General features: G+C 58.7%; 15 protein-coding genes and 1 pseudogene. 9 read left to right on the top strand and 7 right to left on the bottom strand.

Going from position 1 to position 18187, the window contains the following annotated elements; genetic code table 11:
- A pseudogene (locus KGB21_RS21065) lies at nucleotides 1-194 on the top strand (IS110 family transposase); the annotation flags it as partial.
- Nucleotides 195-276: 82 nt separating this feature from the next.
- Here KGB21_RS21065 and oadA read toward each other — a convergent pair.
- Complete coding sequence (gene oadA / locus KGB21_RS21060; RefSeq protein WP_034149356.1) at nucleotides 277-2085, bottom strand: sodium-extruding oxaloacetate decarboxylase subunit alpha; 1809 nt, start codon at nucleotides 2083-2085, stop codon at nucleotides 277-279.
- A gap of 11 nt (nucleotides 2086-2096) precedes the next feature.
- Entirely contained in the window at nucleotides 2097-3512 is a 1416-nt protein-coding gene (locus tag KGB21_RS21055; RefSeq protein ID WP_131108079.1) for an acetyl-CoA carboxylase biotin carboxylase subunit, read from the bottom strand.
- A 190-nt stretch (nucleotides 3513-3702) separates the two neighbouring features.
- Here KGB21_RS21055 and KGB21_RS21050 point away from each other — a divergent pair, with 190 nt between their 5' ends.
- A complete protein-coding gene (locus KGB21_RS21050; RefSeq protein ID WP_034149358.1) occupies nucleotides 3703-4665 on the top strand; it encodes a LysR family transcriptional regulator in 963 nt (320 codons plus the stop codon).
- Here the strand turns inward: KGB21_RS21050 and KGB21_RS21045 are convergent.
- Together KGB21_RS21045 and hexR are read right to left on the bottom strand one after the other, a co-directional pair.
- Nucleotides 4607-4819 (bottom strand): PA3496 family putative envelope integrity protein, encoded by a 213-nt coding sequence (locus KGB21_RS21045; protein WP_080758011.1) that lies wholly within the window; start codon nucleotides 4817-4819, stop codon nucleotides 4607-4609. The genes KGB21_RS21050 and KGB21_RS21045 overlap by 59 nt on opposite strands.
- Before the next feature lie 224 nt (nucleotides 4820-5043).
- Entirely contained in the window at nucleotides 5044-5910 is an 867-nt protein-coding gene (gene hexR, locus KGB21_RS21040; RefSeq protein WP_007896526.1) for a transcriptional regulator HexR, read from the bottom strand.
- A gap of 352 nt (nucleotides 5911-6262) precedes the next feature.
- Here hexR and KGB21_RS21035 point away from each other — a divergent pair, with 352 nt between their 5' ends.
- Nucleotides 6263-6577 carry a hypothetical protein gene (locus tag KGB21_RS21035; RefSeq protein ID WP_034149359.1) on the top strand — a complete coding sequence of 105 codons (315 nt, stop codon included), beginning with the start codon at nucleotides 6263-6265 and terminating at the stop codon, nucleotides 6575-6577.
- Nucleotides 6578-6617: 40 nt separating this feature from the next.
- On the opposite strand, the gene KGB21_RS21030 is transcribed toward KGB21_RS21035, so the two are convergent.
- Entirely contained in the window at nucleotides 6618-9518 is a 2901-nt protein-coding gene (locus KGB21_RS21030; RefSeq protein ID WP_223506587.1) for an EAL domain-containing protein, read from the bottom strand.
- A gap of 258 nt (nucleotides 9519-9776) precedes the next feature.
- Here KGB21_RS21030 and uvrD point away from each other — a divergent pair, with 258 nt between their 5' ends.
- The 4 genes from uvrD (at nucleotide 9777) to KGB21_RS21010 (ending at nucleotide 14116) form a co-directional block, all read left to right on the top strand.
- Nucleotides 9777-11960, top strand: a complete 2184-nt coding sequence (uvrD, locus tag KGB21_RS21025) for a DNA helicase II (protein WP_223506586.1) — start codon at nucleotides 9777-9779, stop codon at nucleotides 11958-11960.
- Nucleotides 11961-12071: 111 nt separating this feature from the next.
- Nucleotides 12072-12512 carry an EamA family transporter gene (locus KGB21_RS21020; RefSeq protein ID WP_223506585.1) on the top strand — a complete coding sequence of 147 codons (441 nt, stop codon included), beginning with the start codon at nucleotides 12072-12074 and terminating at the stop codon, nucleotides 12510-12512.
- A gap of 179 nt (nucleotides 12513-12691) precedes the next feature.
- Nucleotides 12692-13570 carry a Tim44 domain-containing protein gene (locus KGB21_RS21015; RefSeq protein ID WP_223506584.1) on the top strand — a complete coding sequence of 293 codons (879 nt, stop codon included), beginning with the start codon at nucleotides 12692-12694 and terminating at the stop codon, nucleotides 13568-13570.
- Nucleotides 13571-13708: 138 nt separating this feature from the next.
- On the top strand, nucleotides 13709-14116 hold the full coding sequence (locus KGB21_RS21010; RefSeq protein WP_034149364.1) for an SMI1/KNR4 family protein: 408 nt from the start codon (nucleotides 13709-13711) through the stop codon (nucleotides 14114-14116).
- Between the two features lie 21 nt (nucleotides 14117-14137).
- Here KGB21_RS21010 and KGB21_RS21005 read toward each other — a convergent pair whose 3' ends face one another.
- Nucleotides 14138-15901: a cation:proton antiporter gene (locus KGB21_RS21005; RefSeq protein WP_223506583.1), complete on the bottom strand. Its 1764-nt coding sequence runs from the start codon at nucleotides 15899-15901 to the stop codon at nucleotides 14138-14140.
- Between the two features lie 287 nt (nucleotides 15902-16188).
- On the opposite strand from KGB21_RS21005, the gene KGB21_RS21000 reads away from it, so the two are divergent.
- Nucleotides 16189-16671: an acyl-CoA thioesterase gene (locus KGB21_RS21000; RefSeq protein ID WP_034149366.1), complete on the top strand. Its 483-nt coding sequence runs from the start codon at nucleotides 16189-16191 to the stop codon at nucleotides 16669-16671.
- 72 nt (nucleotides 16672-16743) lie between these two features.
- Here KGB21_RS21000 and pdxY read toward each other — a convergent pair whose 3' ends face one another.
- The gene (gene pdxY, locus KGB21_RS20995; RefSeq protein WP_034149367.1) at nucleotides 16744-17616 is read right to left on the bottom strand and encodes a pyridoxal kinase PdxY; all 873 of its coding nucleotides are present in this window, start codon (nucleotides 17614-17616) and stop codon (nucleotides 16744-16746) included.
- A 120-nt stretch (nucleotides 17617-17736) separates the two neighbouring features.
- Between pdxY and KGB21_RS20990 the strand changes: the two genes are divergently transcribed.
- The gene (locus tag KGB21_RS20990; RefSeq protein ID WP_034149368.1) at nucleotides 17737-18150 is read left to right on the top strand and encodes a DUF3301 domain-containing protein; all 414 of its coding nucleotides are present in this window, start codon (nucleotides 17737-17739) and stop codon (nucleotides 18148-18150) included.
- Nucleotides 18151-18187 lie beyond the last annotated feature (37 nt).

The following is an 18187-nucleotide window of genomic DNA, read 5'->3' as shown; positions in this document are numbered from 1 at the left end:
ACAACGCGGCAATGGCGGCTTGTCGATCTCCAATCTGGAAACCTTTTTATGAGTCCTATCTGGCCAGAGGCCTGGCAAAAACCCAAGCCCTGGTCATCCTCGCGCGCAAGCTGTGCCGGGTGGCATTCGCTCTCATGAAAAACCAGAGCGAATACCAGCCGAATTTAAGGCTGCAGGGTTCCCCTGCAACATAGAATCTCCCACACTGATTCGAAGCAAAAAAAAGGGGAGCACATGCCCCCCCGAGGTTTAAAGCGTTGTATCGAGGCTGTTAACTCAGCCTTCGATCTCGATCAGGATTTCGCCCGGGTTCACCCGGTCGCCCTTGGCCACGTGGATGGCGGTGACCTTACCGGCGATGGCAGCCTGGACTTCGGTTTCCATCTTCATCGCTTCGGTGATCAGGACAGCCTGGCCAGCCTTAACGGTGTCGCCTTCCTTGACCAGGACGTCGACGATGTTGCCCGGCATGGTGGTGCTGACGTGGCCCGGTGCAGTGGCTTGCTTGCGCTTGCTGCTGCCGCCGCTGACGAATTCGTTGAGCGGTTCGAACACCACTTCTTCCGGCATGCCGTCGATGGACAGGTAGAAGTGACGCTTGCCTTCAGCCTTGACGCCGACACCGGTGATGTCGACGCGGTAGGTTTCGCCGTGGACGTCGATGACGAACTCGGTCGGTACGCCTTCACCACCGGCCGAGGCGACGCCACCGGCTTCTGGAATCGGCAACAGCACTTCCGGCGTCAGGGTGCCCGCAGCGCGCTCTTCGAGGAACTTGCGGCCGATGTCCGGGAACATGGCGAAGGTCAGCACGTCTTCCTCAGACTTGGCCACGGCGCCGATGTCGGCACGCAGCTTGGCCATTTCCGGCTTGAGCAAGTCGGCCGGGCGAACGTCGATGACTTCTTCGCTGCCGATGGCCTGGCGACGCAGTTGTTCGTTCACGGTGCCCGGCGCCTTGCCGTAGCCACCTTGCAGGTACAGCTTCACTTCGTTGGTGATGGTCTTGTAGCGCTCGCCGGCCAGTACGTTGAAGAACGCCTGGGTGCCGACGATCTGCGAGGTCGGGGTCACCAGCGGCGGGAAGCCGAGGTCTTCGCGAACGCGCGGGATTTCCGCCAGCACTTCGCTCATGCGATTCAGGGCGCCCTGCTCTTTCAACTGGTTGGCCAGGTTGGAAATCATCCCGCCCGGAACCTGGTTGACTTGAACGCGAGTGTCGACGGCGGTGAATTCGCTTTCGAACTGGTGGTACTTCTTGCGCACGGCGTAGAAATACAGACCGATCTCTTGCAACAGTTCCAGGTTCAGACCGGTATCGAATTCGGTGCCTTTAAGAGCAGCAACCATCGATTCGGTACCTGGGTGGCTGGTGCCCGAGGCGAAGCTGGAGATCGCGGTGTCGATGTGGTCGGCGCCGTTTTCGATTGCCTTGAGTTGGCACATCGTGGCCAGGCCAGCGGTATCGTGCGAGTGAATGAACACTGGCAGCGACTGTTCGGCTTTCAACGCCCGAACCAGTTCGCCGGTGGCGTAAGGAGTCAGCAGACCGGCCATGTCCTTGATCGCCACCGAGTCGCAGCCCATGGCTTCCATCTGCTTGGCTTGTGCCACGAACGCGTCGATGGTGTGCACCGGGCTGGTGGTGTAGGCGATGGTGCCCTGGGCATGTTTGCCCGCCGCTTTCACCGCTTCGATGGCCACGCGCAGGTTACGCACGTCGTTCATCGCGTCGAAGATACGGAACACGTCGATGCCGTTGACCGCAGCCTTGGCGACGAAGGCTCTGACCACATCGTCGCTGTAGTGGCGGTAGCCCAGCAGGTTCTGGCCACGCAGGAGCATTTGCAGACGGGTGTTAGGCAGCGCCGCGCGCAGTTGGCGCAGACGCTCCCATGGGTCTTCTTTCAGGAAGCGTACGCAGGCGTCGAACGTCGCGCCGCCCCAGCATTCCAGCGACCAGTAGCCGACTTTGTCGAGCTTGTCGCAGATCGGCAGCATGTCTTCGGTGCGCATGCGGGTGGCGAGCAGCGATTGGTGGGCGTCGCGCAGGATCGTGTCGGTAACGTGGATTTTCTTGCTCATTGTTCTATTCCTCACAGGCCTGCGTGGGCGGCGATGGCGGCGGCGATGGCCAGGGCCAGCTCTTCGGGTTTGCGCTTGATCGAGTAGTTGGTCAGTTCAGGGTGGCTTTCAACGAAGCTGGTGTTGAACTGGCCGCTACGGAATTCCGGGTTACGCAGGATTTCCTGGTAGTACGCGGCGGTGGTCTTGACCCCTTGCAGACGCATGTCGTCCAGGGCTCGCAACCCACGATCCATCGCCTCTTCCCAGGTCAGCGCCCAGACCACCAGTTTCAGGCACATGGAGTCGTAGAACGGTGGAATGGTGTAGCCGGTGTAGATCGCCGTGTCGGTACGTACGCCGGGGCCGCCGGGTGCGTAGTAACGGGTGATCTTGCCGAAGCTTGGCAGGAAGTTGTTTTTCGGGTCTTCGGCGTTGATCCGGAATTGCAGGGCGAAACCACGGTGATGGATGTCTTCCTGTTTCACCGAGAGCGGCAGGCCGGACGCGATGCGAATCTGCTCGCGAACAATGTCGATGCCGGTGATTTCTTCGGTGATGGTGTGTTCCACCTGCACCCGGGTGTTCATCTCCATGAAGTACACCTCGCCCTCGGCGAGCAGGAACTCCACGGTACCGGCGTTCTCGTAACCCACGGCCTTGGCTGCACGCACCGACAGGTCGCCGATGTAGGCGCGCTGTTCCGGGGTCAGTTGCGGGCTCGGAGCGATTTCGATGAGCTTCTGGTTGCGGCGCTGGATCGAGCAGTCACGCTCGAACAGATGCACCACGTTGCCAAAGCTGTCGCCGAGAATCTGCGCTTCGATGTGCTTCGGGTTGACGATGCATTTTTCCAGGAACACTTCCGCGGAACCGAACGCCTTGGTGGCTTCGGAGATAACGCGAGGGAAAGCTTGTTCGAGTTCTTCGCGGCTGTTGCAGCGACGGATACCGCGGCCGCCACCACCGGAGGTGGCCTTGAGCATGACCGGGTAACCGATACGGTCGCCTTCGGTCAGGGCTTCTTCGATGCCCGACACGTTGCCTTCGGTGCCCGGGGTAACCGGCACGCCAGCCTTGATCATGCTGCGGCGCGCTTCAGTCTTGTCGCCCATGCGGCGAATGACTTCAGCCGATGGACCGATGAATTTGATCCCGCGTTCGGCGCAGATGTCTGCCAGCTCGGCGTTTTCCGACAGGAAGCCGTAACCAGGGTGCAACGCATCACAACCGGTTTCCACCGCCAGGTTCACCAGCTTGCGCGGGTTCAGGTAACCGGCCAGTGGCTCGGCGCCAATGCTGTGGGCCTCGTCGGCACGCTTCACGTGCAGGGCATGACGGTCGGCGTCGGAATAGATCGCGACCGAGCGAATGCCCATTTCGGCGCAAGCACGCACGATTCGTACGGCAATCTCACCACGGTTGGCGATCAGGATCTTTGTTATCACTTGGAGTTTCCCTTGAGCCGGTGGTACCCACGACCTGCTAGACCAGGTCTACGCGTGACCAAATGTTTCAATTTGGTCGCGGCTCAACACTAGCGCTCACAAGGAATTAACAAAAATGAATAATTATTGGGTCATGCATAAGTAAAGACTTATAGTTGACCCATCAGCCTACGGCGGGAGCGACTAGATAATGCGTAAGTCATTGATGCGCATGACATTGCGTCAATTGCAGATTTTTAACGAAGTCTGTGATTTGCGTTCCTACAGCCGTGCAGCCGACGAAATGTCGCTCACACAACCGGCTGTTAGCCTACAGATACGTCAACTTGAAGAGCTGATTGGTCAGCCTTTGTTCGATTACGTCGGTAAAAAGCTTTACATGACGGAAGCCGCTGAAGCGTTACAGCGCGCCAGTCGGGACATTTTCGGGCGCCTGGAAAACCTCGATATGCAGCTGTCGGACATGCAAGGGTCGTTGCAGGGCCAACTGAAACTGGCGGTGGAATCCAGCGCCAAGTATTTCGTACCGCACCTGTTCGCTGCCTTCAAGCGCCAGCATCCGGAAGTGAACCTGCAACTGACGGTAGTCAATCGCGGGCAAGTGATTCGACGCCTGTCGGACAACCGCGATGACTTGGTGATCATGTCCATGGTGCCGCAGGACATGGGGCTGGAATTCCTGCCGTTTCTCAACAACCCGATCGTCGCGGTCGCCCCGCCGAATCATCCGCTGTGCCACATGGGACCGCTGCGCTTGCAGGATCTTGAACCTTATACGTTGCTGTTGCGCGAACCCGGTTCCGGGACGCGCATGGCGTGCGAGGAATATTTCAAAGAGAAGCGCGTGCACTTCAACCAGACCCAGGAAGTCTCGTCAGCCGAAGCCCAGCGAGAGTGCGTGCTGGCAGGACTGGGCGTGGCGCTGTTGACGCGCCACGCCCTGAACCTTGAATTGGCGACCGGCGGACTGATCGAGCTACCGGTCGAAGAGCTGCCGCTGTTCCGCAGTTGGTGCCTGGTGCAAGCCAAGGCTAAACGGCTGTCTCCGGTGGCTCACGCATTCCTTGCGTTTGTGCGCAGCGAACGGGTGCAGATCAGCGCCCTGGTTGAGCGTTTCGACGGGAAATCACGGGAGATGCCTGCCAGAAGTTGAGTTCCAACTCGTCAGGAAAATCGCCAATTTCTGCCAGAAGCTGACGACGCTCGCAGCGATCTTCAATGGCGCGGCGGAATTCCATGCGGCGCTGATCTTCTTGCTGACGACGGGTTTTGACAGCGCTGTTGCGTTCTTCGTAGGGCATGGCCATTTCGAGTCTCCCAAGGCGAGTACGGGAGCTTCAAGATAGGCGCGGGGGATGACGGTTTGGCGGCTCAAGCATTACAGACTGATGAAAGTTTTGTTGGCGGCAAGCATACCTGTGGCGAGGGAGCTTGCTCCCGCTGGACTGCGCAGCAGGCCCATTTTTTGGGGCCGCTACGCGCCCCAGCGGGAGCAAGCTCCCTCGCCACAGAGTCCGTGCCAATCCTGGGATCAATCGTCCAGCGCTTTCACCGACTTGGGCGACAACCGCAAGCTGCGAAGGCTGCGCTTGACGCTCTTGAGGTGATTGACCAGGCTCGGCCCGCGCGCCATGGCCACACCCATCGCCAACACGTCGATCACCACCAGATGAGCGATACGCGATGTCAGTGGCGTATAGATCTCGGTGTCTTCGTGCACATCGATCGCCAGATTGACAGTCGACAGTTCCGCTAACGGTGTCTGGCTAGGGCACAGGGTAATCAGCGAGGCACCGCTTTCGCGCACCAGGTTCGCGGTGATCAGCAGATCCTTGGAGCGCCCGGACTGGGAAATACAGATCGCCACATCACTCGGCTTCAAGGTGACTGCCGACATCGCCTGCATGTGCGGATCGGAATACGCCGCAGCGGTCAGCAGCAAACGGAAGAACTTGTGCTGTGCGTCCGCCGCGACCGCACCCGAAGCGCCAAAACCGTAGAACTCGACACGCTGGGCCTGGGACATCAGCGACACCGCTCGCTGCAACTCCACCGGATCGAGCTTCTCGCGAACCTCCATCAGGGTGTGCAGGGTGGTGTCGAAGATTTTCAGGCTGTAGTCGGCGACCGAATCATCCTCATGGATCGCAAACTGGCCGAAGCTGGCGCCGGCCGCGAGGCTCTGGGCCAGCTTCAGCTTGAGGTCCTGGAACCCGGAACAACCGATGGCGCGGCAAAAGCGCACGATGGTCGGCTCGCTGATGCCCACGCTATGGGCCAGGTCGGCCATGGAACTGTGCATCACCGCCGCCGGGTCAAGCAGCACATGATCGGCGACCTTGAGCTCCGACTTGCGTAACAGGTGACGTGACTGGGCGATGTGTTGCAGCAGATTCAAAGGGCTGGACTCTTTGTTATTGGCAAATGCCGGGGATGTAGCACGCTTGTAGTTATACTACATGAATCGGCTTTTTGCCTGCTCAATGCGTTACCGAATCCCTCGATTTCAGGTGCCCGCACCGCATGTAGCACTCGTTTTCATCTCTCTAGCGGGCCACCTTTACACGCCCTTCAATAGTCTTTTTGCTAATTAACTGCGTTATTCATATCAAACGCCATTAATTAAACTCCAGCAAAAACGTACAAAGCCTTACAACTAAATCAAAAATAACCCACCCACCCAACAACCAAGTTAGTTATATTTGTCTCCGCAGGAAGCAATAAATATTAATTACAGGAGTTACACATTTATGAGCATTAAAACCAAAGACTGGACCGCACAAATCGATCGCATGCCGGGAGCCCCATCGTTCCGTACCTACGGCACTGTAACCGTTGCCCACACTGGTATCACACCGAAGCTGGAAATGACCGCACTGCAAGACAAGTCCTTTGACCTGCGCCTGGAACTCAAACTGGAAATCTCCAATGAAGTTTCTCTGCAAGTCGAAAATGACAAGTTTGTTGAATACAAAGTACCGGGCAATTCCAATGTTACCGGCGTCAGCATTTTCTACGAAGACAAGTTGTTGCACCATATTGATAAAGTACTGATTACCAACTAAGCACTTATATCGCTTCCGGCAATTCAGGCGTCCCGCAGACTCAGCTGCTGAGGAACGGGACGCCTCCTTCTCGGCCAGCGGCCTGCGCGTGAAGCAAGCCGGCCATGGTATCAGCCTCTACGGGACGGCTGACCAGATAACCCTGTACCTCATCGCAGCGCTCGGCTTTCAGGAATTCAAGCTGCTCCGGCCGCTCCACCCCTTCCGCCACGACCCTCAACGACAAGCCGTGAGCCATGGCAATGATTGCCCGGGTAATCGCCGCGTCTTCACTGCCCTCCCCCAAGCCACGAATGAACGCCTGATCAATCTTCACGTAATCCACCGGAATGCGCTTGAGATAGCTCAACGATGAATAGCCAGTGCCAAAATCGTCGATTGCCAGTTTCACCCCCAGATCACGCAACTGTTGGAACGTCGCGATGATGTGTTCGACGCTGTCCAGCAACTGGCTTTCCGTGAGTTCAAGCTCCAGGTAGTGCGGCGCCAAGCCGGTTTCTTCCAACACCTGTCGCACCAGACTGACCAGCTTGCCCTGACGCAACTGATGCACCGACAGATTGACCGACACCCGAATCGGCTCAAGTCCCAGGCGTTGCCACTCACAGGCTTGCCAGCAGGCCTGGCGCAACACAAACTCGCCGATCGGGCCAATCAAACCGGTTTCCTCTGCCAGACCGATGAAGTCTCCCGGCGGCACGCGGCCCATGGTCGGATGATCCCAACGCACCAGCGCCTCGGCGGCATTCAGCTTGCCCGTGGCGAGGCACAGTTTCGGTTGGTAGAACACCTTCAACTGCTTCTCTTCAATGGCTTTTCGTAGCTGGTTTTCCAGCTGCAAACGCTCCAGCGTGCTGGCTTGCAGGCTGTCGGTGTAGAACTGAAAATTGTCGCCACCCAGATGCTTGGCGTGTTGCATGGCCATGTTCGACTGGCTGACCAACGCGGAGATTTCCCGTGCGTTGTCCGGCAACAGACTGATGCCCATGGATGCGCTGACCACAAGTTCATGCCCCTCGACAGTCACTGGCAAACGCAATTTGGCGGCCAGTCGCGTTGCCACCCGTGCCAGGCTCGAAAGGTTGCCGTAGGAATTGAACAGCACGGCAAATTCGTCGCCGGACAATCGCGCAATGGTGTCAGCCTCCGGCAACGCGTTGATTAGCCGACGAGCCATTTTCTGCAATAGATGATCGGCGACTTCGTGACCCAGACTATCGTTGAGCTGTTTGAATCGATCCAGATTAATGTGCAGCAACGCCAGGCTGCGATAGCCGCCCTGGCGCACACGCTGATGCGCTTCGTTGAGTCGTTCGCGGAACATCGAGCGGTTGGCCAGGCCCGTGAGCTCGTCGTAATGGGTCAGGTAGCGCATGCGCTCCTCGGACTCACGGCGGGCCGAAAGATCGGCGAAGAAGCCGACAATGTGGCTCACTTTCCCCCGCGTATCGCGCACCGCACTCAGCTGTAGCCATTGCGGATACATCTCGCCATTCTTGCGAGTTTCCACCAGCTCGCCCTGCCAACTGCCATGCTGCTCCAGAGCCTGATGAATCGCTCCGTAGTGCCGGCGGGCATCGCGACTGCACGGCAGCTCGACCACATTGCGTCCCAGCATGTCCTCGATTTCGTAGCCGGTTACGCGGCTGAACGCCTGGTTAGCCGCGATCAGGGCGTAATTCGGATCGAAAATCACGATGCCCTCGCTGGCCGCCTCGAACACGGTGGCCGCCAGTTGCTGCTGCTCTTCCAGCGCTTTGCTGACGCTGATGTCGCGGCGAGTGCCGACCATACGGGTCACCCGACCGTTTTCGGCGCGCTCGACGGCTCGCCCGCGGTCCTCGATCCACACCCAATGGCCGTTGCCATGGCGCACGCGGTACTCAACCTGGTAATCCTCGGTACGCCCCTTCAAATGATCGACCAGCGCCCTTCTCAATGCCGGAAGATCTTCGGGATGCAGGCGTGGCTTGAGATGCCGGAGCATCGCCGTGACGAATTCCGGCTCCAGGCCGAACAGTTCCTGAACCAACGTGTGATGGACTTCATCGGTTTGCAGATTCCAGTCCCACAGCCCCAGTTCACTGGCCTTCAACGCCAGCGCCAGACGCGCCTCACTTTTGCTCAGCGCCTGGTTGGCGGCATCCAGCTCCAGGCTGCGCTGGGCGACACGGTTTTCCAGATCGACCTGGATTTCACGCAATTCGTCCTCGGCACGCCGACGCTGCTCGACTTCCTCTGCCAGTTTCTGATTGAGCTGGTCACTGCGGTTCTGCGCTTGCTGCAAATGTTCGATCAGTGATTGATTCTGGAAGCGTCGCATCAAGCCCCTATCGATCAGCCGATTGACCTGCCAGGCAACGACACTCAACGCACCTAGCAAAATCAGGCCGAACCAGCCCCAGCCCTGCTGTTGTTCGTCACCGCCCCAGAACATATAAGCAATGGCTGGCAACAGGCATGGCAAGGTAAATGACAGGAATGCCGGCAGGCTGACTGCATAGGCCACGCTGGCCGAAAGGGCCGCTGCGCCGATCAGGCCGAAGACCCAGGCTTGCTGGATGAAATTGTCGGCAGGAACCAGCGCGATGCCAGCGCCGGCCAGGGTCAAACCGGTGAGACCGGAACCCAACAAAAACATGCGCCGCCAGATCGGATGGGCCTGACGGTTGGGAATCGCCGAGTCGAAGGCCGCTACCTGGATCACCCGCAACGCCACCAGCGACAACAACCACACCAGCCAAACGGTGACCAGGAAGTATCGCTGCGGACTCCAGAGCAATCCGGCGCAGACAAGACCATTGATCAACATGAAAAGGGTGGGCAGCAAAGAGCCCTGATAAAGCAGGCGCGTGCGTTCAACCGCCATTTCCATGGCGTATTGTTTACGGATAACCCGGGGCTCCACAGTAGGGCCCGACAGGTCAGAGCTGAGGGTCATAGGCAATGTTCTTGTTCTTATAATGATGAGCATGGGCCCGAAACGTCGACGGAGCATACACAAGCAAAGGCCCGGACCAAACTGCTCCCGATCAAAAAACAGACAAAAATTTAAACCACCCGGCCCGGCGCAAAACCCGCCGGACGAGCCCCACCAACGCTTGCAGCCAATGACTGACCGGTCGTCCCTGACGTATCTTTCATCGGCTAAAGCAAAGCGATGTTTGCCCGGTGTGACGCGGCCCCCTAGAATGCCCCGATGCGCGATGATCTCTCCCTTCTGCTGAACTCCCTCAACGATGCCCAACGCCAGGCCGTAGCTGCCGCCGTGGGTCGTCAGTTGGTCCTGGCCGGTGCTGGTTCCGGTAAAACCCGAGTGCTGGTGCACCGTATCGCCTGGTTGATCCAGGTCGAAAACGCCTCGCCCCACTCCATCCTGTCGGTGACCTTCACCAATAAGGCTGCCGCCGAGATGCGCCATCGCATCGAGCAGCTGATGGGTATCAACCCGGCCGGCATGTGGGTCGGCACCTTCCACGGCCTGGCGCACCGCTTGCTGCGGGCGCACTGGCAGGAAGCGGGCCTGAGCCAGACTTTCCAGATTCTCGACAGCGACGACCAGCAACGGCTGGTCAAGCGGGTGATCCGCGAGCTCGGTCTGGACGAGCAACGCTGGCCGGCCCGTCAGGCCCAGTGGTTCATCAACGGGCAGAAAGACGAAGGTCTGCGCCCGCAACACATTCAAGCCAGCGGCGATCTGTTCCTGGCGACCATGCGCAGCATCTATGAAGCCTACGAGGCCGCGTGCCTGCGCGCCGGCGTGATCGACTTCTCTGAACTGCTACTACGCGCCCTCGACCTATGGCGCGATCACCCGGGCCTGCTGGCGCATTATCAAAAGCGCTTCCGGCACATTCTGGTGGACGAGTTCCAGGACACCAACGCCGTGCAGTACGCCTGGTTGCGTCTGCTAGCCAAGGGCGGCGACAGCCTGATGGTGGTCGGCGATGACGATCAGTCGATCTACGGCTGGCGTGGCGCGAAGATCGAAAACATCTATCAGTATTCCGAAGACTTCCCGGACGCCGAAACCATTCGCCTGGAGCAAAACTATCGCTCCACTGCCGGCATCCTGAAGGCCGCCAACGCCTTGATCGCCAATAACACCGGACGTCTGGGCAAAGAGCTGTGGACCGATGGCGGCGACGGTGAAGCGATCAACCTGTATGCCGCGTTCAACGAACATGATGAAGCTCGCTACGTTGTCGAAACCATCGAAAGCGCGCTGAAAACCGGCCTGGCTCGCAGCGATATCGCGATTCTGTACCGCTCCAACGCCCAATCGCGGGTTTTGGAAGAAGCCTTGCTGCGCGAGCGCATCCCGTACCGCATCTATGGCGGTCAGCGCTTCTTCGAGCGGGCGGAAATCAAAAACGCCATGGCCTACCTGCGTTTGCTCGAAGGCCGTGGCAACGATGCCGCGCTGGAACGGGTGATCAACGTGCCGGCCCGTGGCATCGGCGAGAAAACCGTCGAAGCGATCCGCGACCATGCGCGCCACAGCGATGTGTCGATGTGGGAAGCAATGCGCCAACTGGTGGCCAACAAGGGCCTCACCGGTCGCGCGGCCAGCGCCCTTGGCGCGTTTGTCGAGCTGATCGAAAACCTCGCCGCCAAGTGCATGGAGATGCCGCTGCACCTGATGACCCAGACTGTCATCGAGCAGTCGGGACTGATCGCCTACCACGAAGCAGAAAAAGGCGAGAAAGGTCAGGCACGGGTAGAAAACCTTGAGGAATTGGTCAGTGCCGCGCGCAACTTCGAAAACAGCGAAGAAGACGAGGACCTGACGCCACTGGCCGCGTTCCTCGGCCACGCCTCGCTGGAGGCCGGGGATACCCAGGCCGATGAGCACGAAGACAGCGTTCAGTTGATGACCCTGCACAGCGCCAAGGGCCTGGAATTCCCCTACGTGTTCCTGGTGGGCATGGAAGAAGGCCTGTTCCCGCACAAGATGAGCCTGGAAGAACCCGGCCGTCTTGAGGAAGAGCGCCGTCTCGCTTATGTCGGCATCACCCGCGCCATGCAGAACCTGGTGATGACCTATGCAGAAACCCGACGCCTGTACGGCAGCGAGACCTACAACAAGGTTTCGCGTTTCGTACGCGAAGTGCCGAAAGGCCTGATTCAGGAAGTGCGGCTCTCCAACAGCGTCAGCCGTCCGTTTGGCGGCAACCAGTCGATGAGCGGCGGCAGCCTGTTCAGCGGCAGCGAGATTCCGCAGACCGGCTTCAGCCTGGGTCAAACGGTGCGGCATTCGGTGTTTGGCGATGGCGTGATCCTGAACTTCGAAGGCGCTGGCGCACAGGCGCGGGTCCAGGTGAACTTCAGCGAAGGCAGCAAGTGGTTGATGCTGGGGTACGCCAAGCTGGAAGCGATTTAAAGGCTGAAAAGATCGCAGGCTCCTACAGTTTTCACATTCCCCTGTAGGAGCTGCCGAAGGCTGCGATCTTTTCCCTGAGTCCACTGCGGGTTCAAATGAGGCGCGATAACCATGGGCTCAGGCTTCTTTTCTTCCTGGACATTCTGGGCTCTGTTATCGGCGGGATTCGCGGCGATGACCGCGATCTTCGCTAAGATCGGCGTTGAAAACGTCAATTCCGACTTCGCCACGCTACTGCGCACCGTGGTGGTCCTGGTCAGCCTGGCCTTGATTTTGTACGCCACGGACCAATATCAGTCCTTAGGATCGATCTCTGCCAGAAGCTACCTGTTTCTGTTGTTGTCGGGCCTCGCCACCGGGGCGTCTTGGATTTGCTATTTCCGAGCACTAAAAGTCGGACCGGCTTCGCTGGTCGCTCCAGTGGACAAACTCAGCGTTGTGCTGGTGGCCGTGCTGGGTGTGGTCCTGCTGGGCGAGAAGCTCGACCTGCGCCAATGGGGCGGAATCGGTCTGATCACGGCCGGGGTGATCCTGTTGGCGCTACGACGCTAAGCATCTCTCCTACAGAACTTATCCACTCATTCTACAGACCAAAGTTAACAAGCCTTAATGCGCTGACTACAGCTGAATGCAACCTGTCAGGCAAAAGCCCGAAACACTCTGCCGCTAGCCAGTAACACTTCAGCTGTGCAACATGGCGCGCGTGCCTTCCACAAATGGGAATTCCCTATATGAAACGTTTTCTTACCATCGCCATGGCGTTGTGCATCGGCCTGACGATGAGTCTCGACGTCAATGCCGCCAAGCGCTTCGGTGGTGGCAAAAGCGCCGGCGCTGCGCCGACTCACCAAACCAGCCAGATGGCTCCTTCTTCTCCAGGCATGGGCGGCGCTGCGGCGACCGCTGGTGCTGCCGGTGCCGCTGGCGCCGCCGCCAAGGCCGGCGGTGCTTCGCGCTGGCTCGGCCCTCTGGCCGGCATCGCCGCCGGTGGCTTGCTGGCGTCCATGTTCATGGGCGATGGCTTCCAGGGCATGCAGATCTTCGACATCCTGATCATGGCGGTCATCGCCTTCCTGGTCTTCCGTTTCATTGCCGCCCGTCGCCGCAAGCAGCAAGAGCAGTACGCTCCAGCTGGCCACGCGCCGATGCAGCGTGAAGCGTTCGAGCACAAGCCTGCCGGCGGTTCGATCTTCGGCGGTTCGGCTGCTCCTGTTGCCGCTCGTCCGGTAATCAATGCTCCGGCCTGGTTCAATGAAAAGAACTTCATCGAAGCGGCCCGCAATCACTTCCAGTCCCTGCAGCAACACTGGGACGCCAACGAAATGGACAAGATCGCCGAGTTCGTGACCCCGCAGATGCTGGAGTTCCTGAAGCGCGAACGTGCCGACCTGGGCGACGGCTTCCAGTCCACCTACATCGATAACCTCGTTGTGCAACTGGACGGTGTGGATGATCGCGCCGACAAGACCATCGCCACCCTGACCTTTAGCGGCCTGTCGAAAACCTCGCGTTTCGACCAGGGCGAAGTGTTCAGCGAAAGCTGGAACATGGAACGTCCGCAGGGCGAAAACCAGCCTTGGCTGGTGGCTGGTATCCGCCAGAACGGCTGATCACCCTCCGCGATTCACTTGCTGTAATAAAAACCCCGGCCTCTGCCGGGGTTTTCTATTTCGCGGTTGCATCTATAGCGAGCTACTGTATAAACCGCCCCATATAAACCGCGCCATACAAGCAAGAGGATCCCGGACGTGGAAGAAATCATCGAACAACTGCGTGAAGCTAACGAACCGGTACCGGTCCCCTTGGAGCTGCCTGACGAAGACATGCTGGTGGAAATCGAGGAACAACTGTTCATCGACATTCCGTTCGTCTTCAGAGAATTTCTGCTGACTGTCAGCGATGTGGTCTACGGCAGCCTGGAACCCGTGACCGTCACCGACCCGCAGTCTCACACTTACCTGCCGGACGTTGCCGCCAATGCCTGGGATGCTGGTGTTGATCGCAGCCTGATCCCGATCTGCCAGGACGGTGATGATTACTACTGCGTCGAAGAAGACGGCACCGTGGTGCTTTGGCAGGCCGAAGAAGAGCTGATCGCCGAAGAAACCTGGGAGTCTGTGTGGCATTGGGCGCGGGACGTCTGGCTGGAAAGCTGAGTCCGCTGACGCCCCTTTGGGTTAATGCCCCGGCGAATCCTTGTGGTTGTCCAGGGTATCCAGCAAAGCCACCTGCATCCGCGTGTGAACGCGGATAAACCAACGCCACAGTAGCGCCGCCACGGCGGCAGCCACCACGACGATCAGTACCAGCAACTTGTTGGTCGGCAGAATACTGGCCGACAAGGCGGCCAACAGCAGGAAAATCACCAGCAGCGAGAGGATCGGGATCACTTCCGAGATCACCCGCCGCACTCGCTGCGTGTGGCGGCCGGCCATCTCCGGCTTCACACCCATTTCCGCCAGCAACATCGACAGCGCCTTGAGCTTGCGATACGCGGCGATCAGGAATGGCAGCGACAACAAAAGAGCCCCGCCCCAAATCAACGCTTTCTGCCAGCTCGGGTCGCTGATCCAGCCTTGCAGGTGAGTGGACATGCGTTCGGCGAAGTAAGCGCCCGCAAAAAAGATCGCGATCACCAGCGCCAGATTGACGCCCACCTGCAGCAAAATTCGTCGAATCATCGAGGCCAGCAACGCGCCCTTGCCCTGCGGCTGGATGCTGCGCAGCCATTCGCCATACATGCCCAACACCCGACCCAACCGCTGCGGCATCACGGCGGCAAGCTTGATCGACAGAGGGTCTGCGGCGCGAATCAGGTACGGCGTCAGCAACGTGGTGATCACTGAAACGGCCACGGCCACCGGATAAAGGAAGTTACTGGTGACCTGCAGGGTCATGCCCAGCGCAGCGATGATGAAAGAAAATTCGCCAATCTGTGAAAGACCCATACCGACGCGCAGTGAGGTGCGTCCATCATTGCCGGCGATAAAAGCCCCCAGGCCGCAGGACAACATCTTGCCCAGCACCACGGCCACGGTGATCACCGCGATCGGCCAGGCGTATTGCAGCAGGATCATCGGGTCAAGCATCAACCCGATGGCGACGAAGAAAATCGCACTGAACAAATCGCGAACCGGTTCGATCAAGCGCTCGATCTTCAGCAACTGTCGGGATTCGGCCATGATCGCGCCAATCAAAAACGCGCCGAGCACCATGCTGTATTCGAGTTTGACCACCAGCAAACAGAAGCCGAAACACAGGCCCAGCACGGTGATCAGCAGCATTTCGTTGCTTTCGAATTTGGCCACGTAGGCCAGCAAGCGCGGTACCAGCAAAATGCCAATGACCAGCGCGACGATCATGAACAGCGAGAGCTTGCCGACGGTGGAAAACACTTCGCCGGAGCTTACTGTGCCGCTGACTGCGATGCTTGATAGCAAGGCAATGATGCCGATGCCCAGGATGTCTTCAACGATCAGCACACCGAAGATCAGCTGCGCAAAACGCTGATTTTTCATCTTCAGATCATTGAGCGCCTTGACGATGATGGTGGTTGAGGAGATCGCCAGGATCGCACCGAGGAACAGCGAATCCATGGTGTTCCAGTCGAACCAACGGCCGATTTCGTAGCCGATCCAGATCATTAGCACGATTTCCAGAAATGCCGCGATAAACGCTGTAGCACCGACTTTGAATAACTTGCGCAGGCTGAACTCCAGCCCGAGGCAGAACATCAGGAAAATCACCCCGAGTTCGGCCAGGGTCTTGATGGTTTCTTCGTCGTGGATCAGACCGAACGGCGGGGTGTGCGGGCCGATGATGAAACCAGCCACGATATAGCCGAGGACCACGGGTTGTTTGAGCCGGTGGAAAAGCACCGTCACCACCCCTGCGACCAACATGATCACTGCCAGATCCTGAATGAAGCTGATGGCATGCATGGTTTGGGGCTCCTTGGGTGCATGGCTCAAGCGCCAGACGTGTGAAACGTCCGATCGAGCAGAGTAAAAAATCCGCGTTCCGCGTAGGAATTTGCCCGTTGAGCTGGGCTTTTGCAGGGTAACACCGCGACTTCCGGCAGAAAGGCGGTGCAATATATGGAAACAGATCGATCCGGCGTGACGGCGATCAATCGTCCGGCGTCCCGATAACTGTTGGTTTGAAAAAACCGCGCAGGCACCCGCAGAGGTGCGTCCCTCAAATCCTTGCCTTGATCCGTGAGAACGCTATGGAACCCGGAAACGCCCAACTGTCGATGACGGTATTGATGACCCCCGACATGGCCAACTTCTCTGGCAATGTTCACGGTGGCACCCTGCTCAAATACCTCGACGAAGTCGCCTACGCCTGCGCCAGCCGTTATGCCGGCCGCTACGTGGTGACCCTGTCGGTGGACCAGGTGATTTTCCGTGAGCCGATCCATGTCGGCGAACTGGTGACCTTCCTTGCTTCGGTCAACTACACCGGCAACACCTCCATGGAGGTGGGTATCAAGGTGGTGACCGAAAATATCCGCGAGCGCTCGGTGCGCCACACCAACAGCTGTTTCTTTACGATGGTTGCGGTGGATGATCAGCGAAAACCTGCCGTCGTCCCGCCACTGCAACCGCAGAACAGCGAAGACAAGCGCCGTTTCATGCAAGCGCAGCAGCGTCGTCAGATTCGTCAGGAACTGGAAAAGCGCTATCAGGAAATCAAGGGCGACGCATAAAGCAAAAGATCGCAGCCTGCGGCAGTTCCTACAGGAATAGCCTCAGGCTGCGATCTGTTTGTCGTGACCGGATTACAAACTGATAGGCATTGCTTCGAACCGCACCCGCGGATGGGCAATCCGGTCTTGCGCCCGCACCAGTTCCAGCTCGTAGCTGGCGCAGGCCTGAGTTTCCAACAACACCTCATGCACCGCCGATGCGGCGAACTCGAAAGCGGCCACCAGACTATCGCCCAATAACACGCGAGCCAGGAACAACCCGGACGTCAGATCGCCCACGCCTACCGGCTGACGCGGAAACGCCAGCAGCGGACGTTGCAGAAGCCAGCTGCCTTCGGCCGTCACCAGCAGCATCTCAAAGACGTCCGGCGTTTTGCCGGGATAATCCAGGTGCTTGACGAGTATCGCTTTCGGACCACGCGCCAGCAGCGCTCGCGCCATCGCCAGGCAATCGAATAGCGACTGCGGCTTGCGCCCCGAGAAGCTGTCGAGTTCCAGTTGATTCGGGCACATGAAATCCGCCACGGCAGCTGCCTCTTCCAGCAGAAAATCGCTGACTTCCGCCGGCACGCTGCAGCCCTTCTCCGGATGCCCCATCACCGGGTCACAGAGGTACAGCGCCTTGGGATTCATCGACTTGATCCGCGCCACGCCGGTCAGGATTGCCCGGCCCTGGGCAGCGCTACCCAGATAGCCGGACAGAACTGCATCGCAATTGCCCAATTCGCCAATCGCCGCAATGCCTTCCACCAGATCCGGAATCTGGTGGGGTGCGAGCACATCTCCAGCCCATTGGCCGTACTGGGTATGGTTGGAGAACTGTACGGTATTGAGCGGCCAGACATTCACTCCAACCCGCTGCATCGGGAAAACCGCGGCACTGTTGCCGGCGTGACCGAAGACTACGTGGGACTGGATAGCGAGCAGATGGGGCGTACGTTTCATGCGGTGTGTTATCCGTAAAACGATTGAAATTCGAGCCACGCAGTATGCGACTAAACGCAGCCTGTACGACAGACCGGCGACGCAGTTAAGCTGACACTATCTTGTTGGAGCACCCTGTTGATGCTGACCCTTGGAAACATTTTCGTGCTGATGCTGCTCGCCACCGGTGGCGCGTGGCTTTGGCACAACCACGGCTTGCGCGAACGTGCACTGGAGCGGGTCAAGCAACATTGCAGCAAGCTCGGGATCGAGTTGCTGGATGGCAACGTGGCATTGAAAAAAATTGCCTTGATCAAAGATGCCAATGGCCGGCGGCGTCTGGCCCGTGTGTATAACTTTGAATTCACCGTGACCGGCGAAACCCGTCACAACGGCACCATTACTCAGTTTGGCGCCCATAGTGCGCAGATCGAACTGGCGCCCTACCCGATGCCGTTCGACGACACGCCTGCGGTCGCTGATGTGGAGAAGCCCAGCGCCCAGATCATCGAGTTGAGCCATTGGAGGCAGGAACATACGAAGTGGCGGCCCTGAACTGACAGATCGCAGCCTCTGCAGGAGCTGCCGAAGG

It is taken from the genome of Pseudomonas sp. GL-RE-29 (assembly GCF_019947275.1).
Taxonomy (GTDB): domain Bacteria; phylum Pseudomonadota; class Gammaproteobacteria; order Pseudomonadales; family Pseudomonadaceae; genus Aquipseudomonas; species Aquipseudomonas fluorescens_A.
This window is presented reverse-complemented; position numbering and strand designations above follow the sequence as displayed.